The organism is Candidatus Edwardsbacteria bacterium (assembly GCA_018821925.1).
GTDB lineage: Bacteria > Edwardsbacteria > AC1 > AC1 > EtOH8 > UBA2226.
The window spans coordinates 1-10,122 of record JAHJLF010000036.1 but is presented as its reverse complement, the minus strand read 5'-3'; the positions used below and the strand labels follow the sequence as shown (position 1 = coordinate 10,122).

Here is a 10,122-nt window from a genome sequence, read left to right as displayed (position 1 = left end):
CGATCTAAATAAAAATAAAGAGAGAAGTTTTCTCATTTTTATGTTCCCTTTATTATTTTAAAATTCCATGCTCAGCGCAGTGGAAATGCCATCCTTTCGAGGAAGAACATCGAAGCTCAGACCGTATTTTTTTCTGAGATTGGCGTTGTACTTGTTAACGCTTCTCATTGATATTACCCAGTCGCTGGTCCTGATGCCGAGGTAAATCATCCCCCACATCCCCTTGGAATCATCATTCTTTTCCATCCATATGCTCTGGGTCACCAAGCCAGCTGTTAAGAAAAGAATTCCCCCTTTGTAGTTTTTAGCATATATATTGCCGCAACCGGGGATTATAGACCAGAATGTCGCCCAGCCCTTTGATTTTGATTTATCCTCATACTGGGCCTCCATGAAACCCCGCATCATGGTCTCGGTCTGATTATTCATCTTCTGCTGAACCTGGACTTTCTCCTGGGGCTTGAGTTGTCCCGACAGCTCCTCGGCCGCCTCCCGCATGCCGACTGTCAGCAGAAAATCCAGCTCGCCCGTATAGTCCCGGATAGCCGTCTTCTCCACCTTGCCGGTCTTGAGGTCTATCAGCCGGATTTGGGCCGCGTAGATGTTGCCTACCTTGCCCACCGAGCCGCCGATCATCTTTTGCACCGGCAGCAGCCTTCCGGCCTCCACCAGGCAGGCGGTTTCGTCGCAGGCCCCGGTCTGCTGGAAGCCCTGCTCCTTCAGGATCTCGGCCATCTTATCGCGCTCCAGCACATCAAAACTGTCGGTCCTCTGTAGTTCTATGGTCAGCCGCTCGGTAAGAAATTTGGCCTCGGTCTCGGAGATGTCTGAACCCCTTAGCGGCATCACGGCCACCGCGGTCTTCTTGGCGGTTTGGGCCAGAACACCCGATACAGTCATGATCAAAATTAACGCCGACATCAAAGTTTTCTTCATTACTCTTCCCCCATTTCGGTTAACATCCGATTTATATGATACAAGATACACTTCCGGTTATTTTACTAACATAGAGTATTGGGTCTTTTATAAATACGTTAATGAATCCTTTGTGCCTTAGTGTCTTGGTGGTTAAAATCTCAGCTTTAAACTTCGGTCTCCTCGAAGTGCGACAGCTTCTTGAATTCCTTGAACCTTTTCTCGATCTCCTCACGGGTCAATGTCTTCAGCCGTTCCATGGAGAAGCTCTCCACATTGAAGGAGGCCATCACGCTGCCGTAAACCATTGCCCGGCGCAGGTTGTAGTCGTTGATCTCACCCTTCGATGAGAGGTAGCCCATAAAACCGCCGGCAAATGAATCGCCCGCCCCGGTGGGATCGAATACATCCTCCAGGGGATAGGCCGGAACCGAGAAGACCGTATTATCGGTCAGCAGCATGGCTCCGTGCTCGCCCTTTTTGATCACTAATATCTTGGGACCCATCTCCCGAATGGCCTTGGCCGCCTTGAACAAATTGGGCACCCCGGCCAGCTGGCGGGCCTCGGCGTCGTTGATAAACATGATGTCCACTTTTTTGATGGTCTTTAACAATTCGTCCCTTTTGCCGCCGATCCAGAAATTCATGGTGTCGCAGCCGATGGCCTTCGGCCCTTTGACCTTGGCGATGACGTCCTGTTGCAATATCGGATCGATATTGGCCAGAAACAGAAATTCTGTGTTTTCGTGCTCAGGTTTCAGTTTGGGACGGAACCCCTCAAAGACATTGAGATCAGTGGCGTGGGTCTTGGCCTCGTTCATATCATGCTCGTATGATCCGGCCCAGCGGAAGGTCTTTCCTTTGACCACCTCCAGCCCGGAGAGATCCACTCCCCGCTTGGCCAGGAACTCGATATTATCCCTGGGGAAATCCTCCCCCACCACGCCAACTAAGCTGACCTGGGTGAAGAAGCTGGCCGCCGAGGAAAAATACAAGGCGCTTCCCCCCAGTGCTTCCTTGGCCTCCCCGAACGGGGTCTTGACCGAATCCAGCGCGATGGAACCGACAACTAACATTGCCATAAGCATTCACCTCTGTTTAAGAAGTTCAAATCGTTGAAGATGTTTAAACGGTTTGAACTGTTTCAAACTTTTCAAACAGTTCAAACCCATGTGGCATTAATTTATTTTTGCCACCACGCTCTTTACTAATTGGACGAATTTTTTCTCGGCCTGGCCGGCCACTGCGATGACCTCCTCCAGGCTGACCGACCTCATGGCCTCGGGGAATCCCATGTCGGTGATGATGGAGAAGCCTATCACCTTCAGGCCCGAATGGCGGGCCACTATCACCTCGGGCACGGTGGACATGCCCACCACGTCGGCCCCCAGCAGCCGGACCATCCGGTATTCAGCCCCGGTCTCCAGGGTGGGGCCGGTCAGGGCCAGGTAGACGCCCTTTTGCAGCTTGATCTTCTCTTCCAGGGCGGTCTCTTCGGCCAGCTTCTGCAGGTCTGCATCATATAGATTAAACATATCAGGAAACCGCGGCCCCAGTTCGTTATGGTTCTTGCCGATCAGGGGATGGTCCCCCATCAGGTTGATATGATCGGAGATCAGCATGATATCGCCCGACTGGTGGGCCGGATTGACGCCGCCGCAGGCGTTGGAGACCATCAGGATCTCCACACCCAGGGCCTTCATCACCCGCACCGGGAAGGTCACCTGTTGCATGTTGTAGCCCTCGTAGTAATGGAAGCGGCCCTGCATAGCCATCACCGGTTTCCCCGAGAGATGCCCGAATATCAGCTTGCCGGCATGGCTCTCCACGGTGGACACCGGAAAATGAGGAATATCTTGATAAGGCATGGTGTCTTTGATGTCTATCTCCTTGACCAGCCCGCCCAGGCCGGTGCCAAGTATGATGCCGATCTTGGGGCTGATCTTGGTTTTGCCTTTTATATAATCAGACGCCTCGTTTATCATCTTGATCATATCGTTCATTTCGTTTCCCCGCTATCGCCGGGGTTAACCTCTCCTTCGGGCTCCGGCCCGTCGTTGATCAGCGGCGGCAGGTCGTCCTTCTCGGGCTCGGCCGTCGGAATTTCATCGGACTCGCGGATCTTGGCGGTGCTCATCAGGGTGTTCAGCATCTTCTTCATGTCGGCCACGCTGGGCTCCTCCTTGGGAATCTCCAGCTTGGGCTGTTCCGGCTGGCTCCTGGCAAGCTCCTCCTTCTTCATGCTGGAGAAAATGTTTGTCTGTATCCTGATGCCCGAATCCATCTCCTGGGTCTGCAGCATGTCTAAATGCGAGTCCACCAGACTGCGCAGTTTAGCCAGGTAGCTGCTGCGGACGTTCTTCAGGTCGGCTATCTGGCGCTGCAGATCCATCAGGCGGGCCCGTGCTTCGCCGATGATCTGGTCGGCTTTGAACTGGGCCTCCTTGATGAACAATTCGCCCCGCCGTTCGGCGTTATCCCGCAGTTCATCCGAGGTCTTCTGGGCCGACATCAGGGTGTCCTGCAGGGTCTTCTCCATCCGGCGGTAATCGTCTATCTTGCCGTCCAGACCCTGCATCCTCTCGGCCAGGCTGGTGTTCTCCCGGACCAACTCCTCGAACTCTCCGGCCACCATCTCCAGAAAAGCCTGCACCTCGGCCGGGTCCAGCCCGCCCATGGGCTTCTTCTTAAAGGTCTGTTTTCTTATATCCAGGGGGGTCAGTTTCATGGCCACTCCTCCTTAATTTCAATAGATTTTTAAACGATAGCCGTATTCGATCAGGCTGGCGATCAGAAAATTTCTGACGAAATATATGGCCAGTATGGCCAGCATCGGCGAGAGGTCCAGCCCGATATTCAGAGGTATCCCCCTCCGGATGGGCCTTAGGACCGGGTCGGTCAGCCGGACCAGCAGCCGGACGATGGGGTTGAAGGGATCGGGGTTGACCCAGGAGATCAACGCCCGGATGATGATCACCCACATGTAGACGTCCAGGGCCAGGCCCAGCGCTTTTCCCAGTGCGATTATGAAATTTGCCAAAAGAATCATTTAGATTTTAAATATTTTCGAATTCTCGTTTTGCCGGGAATGGTAGATCGGCTTGCTTTGTTTGTTAGGCGTAGATGTCTTCCCGCAATGACTCACGGTTAAAAGTAAAAACTCTGTGCCCCCGTGGCAAAGTCAGCCCCTGCTCCCGAAGATGGCGCTGCCCACCCGAATCATGGTGGAGCCCTCCTCGATGGCCACCCGGTAATCTCCCGACATCCCCATGGATAGGTGCTTCATTTCGATGTTGGGTATGGCTTGAAGCTTAATTTCATCGAATATTTTTTTCAGTATCTTGAACGAACTTCTGACCTTGTCTGCATCATCGCTCAGCGGGCCCACCGTCATTAACCCCAAAATCTTTATTCCCTGTATATCCTTTATAACATCTAAAGCCTCTATAACCTCATCAGCCCGGAACCCGTACTTCTGCGGCTCGCCCGAGGTGTTGACCTCCAATAAAATCTCTTGGGTTTTGACGATCTGGACTGCCCGGCGCCCCACATCCCTGGCCAGATCAACCGAATCTATGGAGTGGATCAGGGAAAAGATCTCCACCGCCTTTTTGGCCTTGTTGGACTGCAGGTGCCCTATCAGGTGCCACTGCACCTTGGAGCCGATCAGGGGATATTTCCCCGTCGCCTCCTGGACCCTGTTTTCGCCGATGATGTTCAGCCCCAGGGCGATAGCCTGCTCTATGACCTCGGTCGGGACGGTCTTGGTGACCGCCACCAGGGTGATATCCTCCGACCTCCGACCGGCGATCCGGCAGGCATCGTCGATGCTTTGGCGGAGATGCTCCAGATTGTACCCTATTTGTTGCATAACACATTATTATATCTCATTTAAAGTCCCATTTGCAATACAAAAATGCCTTCGATCAACATTGTCTTTAGGTTTGTTTTATGCTTGACTATCCTTTCTTTTAGGTTTAGAATTACCCTGATCAGTGGTGCATTCGGCATCAGTGTTATTGAGAGTTTTACATTTACTTTTTTACGGAATGGTCCGCCTGCATGGAATGCCACTATAACAGTTATTTTATCAACCTTTGACGGATAAACCGATTATGGCAAAATTCTACCAAGGAAAATTCCCCATCAAATTCAACCGCAAGGCCCGGAGGAACTTTTTCCGGATCCTCTTTTTCCTGGGACTGTTTTTGATCTTTGTGACGGGCTTTGGGGCCGGCACCTTCGCCTTCTACAGCCGGGGACTGCCATCCACCCGCACCCTTCAGGAGATGCAGCCCAAGCAGGGCACCAAGGTTTACGACCGGAACAACCTGCTGATCTGCGAATTCGCCGAGGAGCATCGGGTGATGGCCCCGCTGGCCCGGATACCCAAAAACCTGATCGACGCCACCATCGCCATCGAGGATCGTAGTTTCCGCTCCCACTGGGGGATCGATATATTCGGCTACGCCGCGGCGGTCAAGGATTTCGTGTTGCGCCGCAGCAAGCGCCTGCGCGGCGCCTCCACCATCACCCAGCAGCTGGCCCGCAACATGTTCCTGACCCAGGACCGCACCCTGTCCCGCAAGATCGCCGAAGCCATACTGGCCATGAAGATCGAGCGGCTGTTCTCCAAGGACGAGATATTGGAGTTGTACTTCAACCAGATAAATTACGGCCACGGGGCCTACGGGGTCCAGACCGCCTCCCAGATGTATTTTGGCGGGGATGTGGACAGTTTGACCCTGCCCCAGGCGGCCATGCTGGCTGGAATGCCGCGCGGCCCCTCGATATACACCCCCTACACCCATCCCGAAGCGGCCCTGAAAAGAAGGAACACCGTATTGGAGGCCATGGTGGCCACCGGAGCGATCACCCGGGCCCTGGCCGATTCCGCCCGAAAGACGGAGATAGTGGTCAAGCCCCGCGAACTGCGGCTCAATGACGCCCCCTATTTCGTGGAGGAGGTCCGCAAATACCTGGAGGCTAAATACGGGGCCAACGCCATCTACCAGGGGGCCATGCAGGTCTACACTACCCTGGATCTTAAACTGCAGCAGGCCGCCAATCAGGTCTCCGAGAGCTGGATGGAACAGCTGGAGGACAGATACAAGCTGGTTCCCCGGCGCAGGGATTTCAAAACACCCAAGGTCGAGACCGATATAGTCAACACCCCATATATCCAGGATGCCCTGCTGGCCCTTGATCCCGGAAACGGCCACATCCTGGCCATGATCGGGGGCCGGGATTTTCTGATCAGCAAATTCAACCGGGCCATCCAGTCGCGCCGCCAGGCCGGCTCGGCCTTCAAGCCCTTTATCTACACCGCCGCCATCGACAACGGCTTTTCCCCCGGCGATGTTATCCTGGACGCTCCCATCGTAATCGAGGATGACGGTTCCGGCAACTCCTGGTATCCCCGCAACTACGACGGCAAGTTCGGCGGACCCACCTCCCTGCGGCGGGGGCTGGCCCTGTCCAAAAACCTGATAGCTGTCAAGCTGATCCAGAGCATCGGGCCATCCACCGTCATCAGCTACGCCCGCAAGATGGGCATCCGGACACCCCTTCCGGCGGTGCTGTCGCTGGCCCTGGGCTCGGCCGACATCAGCATGATAGATATGGTCAGCGCCTACGGGGTCTTTGCCAACCGCGGGGTCAGGGTGGAACCGCTGATGATCCTGAAGGTGCTGGATAAGAACGGCATCGTCCTGGAGGAGAATCATCCCTATGCCGAGGAGGTGCTGTCGCCCCAAACCGCCTATATCATGGCCAACATGATGAAGACGGTGGTGGACCACGGCACCGGGATATATGCCCGCAGCCTGGGCTTCACCCGGCCGGCCGGGGGCAAGACCGGCACCACCAACGATTATACCGACACCTGGTTCATAGGCTACACCCCCAACCTGGCCTGCGGGGTATGGGTGGGCTTCGATCAGAAGAAGACTGTGGCCGAGGGCGCCACCGGGGCCGGCTTGGCCCTGCCCATCTGGGCGGCCTTCATGAAGCAGGCCACCGACAGTCTGCCGGTGAAGGATTTTCCGGTGCCGGGCGATATCGTCTCGGCCACCATCTGCACCGAATCCGGCCTGCTGGCCACCCCGGCCTGCCCCAACCCCAGAAGCGAGATCTATCTTAAGGCCAACCTGCCGACCAAGACCTGCGACATCCATCGCCTACAGAACTTGAACATGCAGAGCAAGGATTATAATTTTGAACAGCTGGATCGCGGCAGCCTGAACGATCCGGACTTCAAGCCCTGACCTCACCCCTGCCCACTTCGAAAGCAGCATATCTGCAGTTCTCAGTGCAGGCTCTCTCCAGATAAATCTGACGAGGGGGAAAATATATGTTTGATATGTCATTCCAGCGACGGCGGGAATCCAGTACTGCAGAGGAATAATGACCGACAGAAAGAAACTGATAAAAGAATACAAGCAGACATTGACCCCGATGGGCATTTTGCAGATAAAGAATCTGGCCAGCGGCAAGATATTATTAATGAAGGCCAAAAACCTCCCCGGCATCATCAATAGTCAGAAGTTCACGCTTAAGAACGGCTCTCATCCCATTTTCGATCTGCAAAAGGATTTTACCAGCTTGGGAGAAAGCAATTTTTCCTTTGAAATTATCGATCATCTGGAGCCCAAGGAGGGAATCAGCTATGATTACACCCGGGACCTTAAGGCCCTGGAAGAGATCTGGATCGAAAAGCTTCAGCCATACGGGGATAAGGGATATCATACCAAGCATTGATGGTTTATTAATATTGAAGCTTCTCGCTGCTGGCGGGGTTCGTAAAAGCGTTTGAGCGGGAATAGCCCTGTCCCCCAAACAAATAATACCGGAGGTCCAATGAAACACTCTGTTATGCTGTCAGCGTTCCTGCTGCTTTTTGTCGGGTCCGGCCTGTGTTCTGAGTGGTTTATTGACACCGAGGGCGGGACGGCCTTCACCGGATACAACGACGTTCAGATCCCCAGCGACAGCGGGACAAGATTCTCCCTGGCCGACGAGATCGTCTCCTCGCCTGCCATTGCTCTGAGATTCCGGGGTGGAGTAACGCTGACAAAAAGACATCTGTTTTTTATTCTGGCAGCGCCCCTTACCGTCCGGGGAACCGGGACTCTTGCCAGGGATATCAACTTTCAGGGCAAAATATTCCGCCAGGGCACAGAAATTCATTCCACCTACCGCTTCGATTCCTACCGACTTACCTACCGCTACTCAATTGTTGCCAAGCCTGGTTTCGGACTGGGGGCCGGGCTGACCGCCAAGATCCGCAGCGCCGATATCTCCCTGATGAGCGATTCAGCCTATGCCAGTCGCAGCGATTTGGGTGTTGTCCCGCTAATCAACTTGATGGTAAGGTATAATATGACCCAGAGGACCGGATTGCTGCTTGAGAGCGACGCCCTATGGTCGCCCTATGGCCGGGCCGAGGATGTGTTGTTGGCATTCCAGTACAGCCCCGCCGAAAGTCATTCCCTTCGGATAGGCTACCGTATGCTGGAGGGCGGCGCCGACGGCGGCGGCAAGGTCTACACTTTTTCCCTTTTCCATTATGTGACCGCCGGCATCACAGTGAAATTCTAATACACCATCTAGGATATTTTATGTCCAGTTTCCGAAGCCGCCTGTTCGTATTCCTGCTGAAATACCGGCACCTGTTGCGTTTCCAGCGCAAAAGAACAACCACCGTTGATGGAGATACCTCCCTGCAGGCCCTGCGGGCAGAGGTTGAGCGAGGGGCGGATTTTTTCGGCAAACTGCCGGAGGGCTTCACTCTGGAGCCTGTCATGATCGGCAGCCTGGCCGCCGAATGGATGTGGCCCCGCAACGCCCCGAAAGACAAGGCCATCCTGTATTTCCATGGCGGCGGGCTGGTGGTGGGCTCCATCCGGGCCCACCGGGGTATCGTGGCCAAGTTCGTAAAAGGTTGCGGCATCAGCGCCCTGGTGTTCGATTACGGCCTGGCCCCGGAGCATCCCTACCCTGCCGGGCTGAATGATTCTGTGGCCGCTTACAGATATCTTTTGGACCAGGGCATCAAGCCCTATAATATCGTATTCATGGGCGATTCCGGGGGAGGCAACTTGGTCTTTGCCGCACAATTGGCCCTTAAGGAACAGGGGCTTCCTTTGCCGGCGGCGGCCGTGGCACTGTCGCCCTGGACCGACCTAAGCAACTCCGGAGAATCCTGGATATTCAACGCCCAGAAGGACACACTTTGTTGGAAGGAATCCCAGGCCACCTTCAGCCGGTATTATGTTGGAAAGAACGACCCCAAGGATCCTTTGATCTCTCCGCTGTTCGGAGACTTGCGCGGCCTGCCGCCGATGCTGATCTTTGCCGGCGGGGACGAGACCCTGCTCAGCGATTCCACCCGTTTGGCCGAAAAGGCCAAAGCCGCCGGGGTTGACGTGACACTGAGGATCGGCGAGGGCTTGTTCCACTGCTACCCGGCCTGCGCCCCGATGTTCCCTGAGGCAAAAGAAGCAATGGAAGAGATCAGCCGTTTTATAAAAAAGCATTTGAAGGCGTAATGTGAACCTCATCGGAAAAACTCCCATAAATCCGGTGCTGTTCTATACCGGCAAAATATCAGGTTATTTTACCTGGATCATATTGCTTTTGGCGCTATTGAATATACCTGTCATTGCTGAATGCTCCATCCCAGCACTCAAGTATATTGCTTATGTTTCATTATTGACTGGCCTTTTGCTGACCATCCTCAGCCTGGTCAACCTAGGCCAATCAACCAGGCTGGGCCTGCCGCAGGAGGAGACGGCTCTTAAGATTAATGGCGTCTACCGGCTGAGCCGGAACCCGATGTATCTTGGTTTCGACCTTCTTACCCTGTCTGCTATGTTATATACCCTCAATCCGGGTGTGATATCGCTGGGGATTTACAGCATGGTAATCTATCATTTCATCATTCTGGGCGAGGAGAAGTTCTTGGAACAAAGGTTCGGGAATATTTACATTGATTACAGGCAAAAAATTCGAAGATATTTATAGATCGGTCATAATATCTTTTTCTTTAAAAAGCCCCGCATCGATTACGGGGCTTTTTTGCTTGACAAATATCTTGGCAAATAGTGTATAATGATTTTAATGGATGGTACAAACGCCGTCGTGTTTCGCCCACATTCCAACCGACAGCAGAGAAATACAAATACGCAAACAATAGCCTGATTTTGG

General features: G+C 53.9%; 11 protein-coding genes. 5 read left to right on the top strand and 6 right to left on the bottom strand.

All coding sequences use genetic code 11. The features are described 5' to 3' along the window. Positions 1-57: 57 nt before the first annotated feature. The 6 genes from KJ869_03465 to KJ869_03440 form a co-directional block, all read right to left on the bottom strand. Complete coding sequence (locus KJ869_03465; protein MBU1576249.1) at positions 58-936, bottom strand: hypothetical protein; 879 nt, start codon at positions 934-936, stop codon at positions 58-60. 146 nt (positions 937-1,082) lie between these two features. Further along, a complete protein-coding gene (locus KJ869_03460) occupies positions 1,083-1,997 on the bottom strand; it encodes a sugar kinase (GenBank protein ID MBU1576248.1) in 915 nt (304 codons plus the stop codon). A gap of 96 nt (positions 1,998-2,093) precedes the next feature. Then, complete coding sequence (locus KJ869_03455; GenBank protein MBU1576247.1) at positions 2,094-2,918, bottom strand: purine-nucleoside phosphorylase; 825 nt, start codon at positions 2,916-2,918, stop codon at positions 2,094-2,096. Continuing rightward, positions 2,915-3,643: a DivIVA domain-containing protein gene (locus KJ869_03450; GenBank protein MBU1576246.1), complete on the bottom strand. Its 729-nt coding sequence runs from the start codon at positions 3,641-3,643 to the stop codon at positions 2,915-2,917. The genes KJ869_03455 and KJ869_03450 overlap by 4 nt, the downstream gene beginning before the upstream one ends. Positions 3,644-3,661: 18 nt before the next feature. Beyond that, the gene (locus KJ869_03445; protein ID MBU1576245.1) at positions 3,662-3,964 is read right to left on the bottom strand and encodes a YggT family protein; all 303 of its coding nucleotides are present in this window, start codon (positions 3,962-3,964) and stop codon (positions 3,662-3,664) included. Between the two features lie 132 nt (positions 3,965-4,096). After that, positions 4,097-4,786 (bottom strand): YggS family pyridoxal phosphate-dependent enzyme, encoded by a 690-nt coding sequence (locus KJ869_03440; GenBank protein MBU1576244.1) that lies wholly within the window; start codon positions 4,784-4,786, stop codon positions 4,097-4,099. 244 nt (positions 4,787-5,030) lie between these two features. Here KJ869_03440 and KJ869_03435 point away from each other — a divergent pair, with 244 nt between their 5' ends. The 5 genes from KJ869_03435 (at position 5,031) to KJ869_03415 (ending at position 9,939) form a co-directional block, all read left to right on the top strand. Beyond that, entirely contained in the window at positions 5,031-7,181 is a 2,151-nt protein-coding gene (locus tag KJ869_03435) for a PBP1A family penicillin-binding protein (protein ID MBU1576243.1), read from the top strand. Between the two features lie 139 nt (positions 7,182-7,320). Next, positions 7,321-7,674: a GIY-YIG nuclease family protein gene (locus KJ869_03430; protein ID MBU1576242.1), complete on the top strand. Its 354-nt coding sequence runs from the start codon at positions 7,321-7,323 to the stop codon at positions 7,672-7,674. A gap of 99 nt (positions 7,675-7,773) precedes the next feature. Then, complete coding sequence (locus tag KJ869_03425) at positions 7,774-8,514, top strand: hypothetical protein (protein MBU1576241.1); 741 nt, start codon at positions 7,774-7,776, stop codon at positions 8,512-8,514. A 20-nt stretch (positions 8,515-8,534) separates the two neighbouring features. Then, positions 8,535-9,464, top strand: a complete 930-nt coding sequence (locus KJ869_03420) for an alpha/beta hydrolase (protein MBU1576240.1) — start codon at positions 8,535-8,537, stop codon at positions 9,462-9,464. Between the two features lies 1 nt (position 9,465). After that, the gene (locus tag KJ869_03415; protein ID MBU1576239.1) at positions 9,466-9,939 is read left to right on the top strand and encodes an isoprenylcysteine carboxylmethyltransferase family protein; all 474 of its coding nucleotides are present in this window, start codon (positions 9,466-9,468) and stop codon (positions 9,937-9,939) included. The last annotated feature ends 183 nt before the right edge of the window (positions 9,940-10,122 follow it).

Excerpts from the sequence above, each read along its gene's own strand:
- KJ869_03420 (MBU1576240.1), top strand. The coding sequence starts at position 8,535 with ATGTCCAGTTTCCGAAGCCGCCTGTTCGTATTCCTGCTGAAATACCGG.
- KJ869_03455 (MBU1576247.1), bottom strand. The coding sequence starts at position 2,918 with ATGAACGATATGATCAAGATGATAAACGAGGCGTCTGATTATATAAAA.
- KJ869_03450 (MBU1576246.1), bottom strand. The coding sequence starts at position 3,643 with ATGAAACTGACCCCCCTGGATATAAGAAAACAGACCTTTAAGAAGAAG.
- KJ869_03465 (MBU1576249.1), bottom strand. The coding sequence starts at position 936 with ATGAAGAAAACTTTGATGTCGGCGTTAATTTTGATCATGACTGTATCG.
- KJ869_03445 (MBU1576245.1), bottom strand. The coding sequence starts at position 3,964 with ATGATTCTTTTGGCAAATTTCATAATCGCACTGGGAAAAGCGCTGGGC.
- KJ869_03425 (MBU1576241.1), top strand. The coding sequence starts at position 7,774 with ATGAAACACTCTGTTATGCTGTCAGCGTTCCTGCTGCTTTTTGTCGGG.
- KJ869_03460 (MBU1576248.1), bottom strand. The coding sequence starts at position 1,997 with ATGGCAATGTTAGTTGTCGGTTCCATCGCGCTGGATTCGGTCAAGACC.
- KJ869_03435 (MBU1576243.1), top strand. The coding sequence starts at position 5,031 with ATGGCAAAATTCTACCAAGGAAAATTCCCCATCAAATTCAACCGCAAG.
- KJ869_03430 (MBU1576242.1), top strand. The coding sequence starts at position 7,321 with ATGACCGACAGAAAGAAACTGATAAAAGAATACAAGCAGACATTGACC.
- KJ869_03440 (MBU1576244.1), bottom strand. The coding sequence starts at position 4,786 with ATGCAACAAATAGGGTACAATCTGGAGCATCTCCGCCAAAGCATCGAC.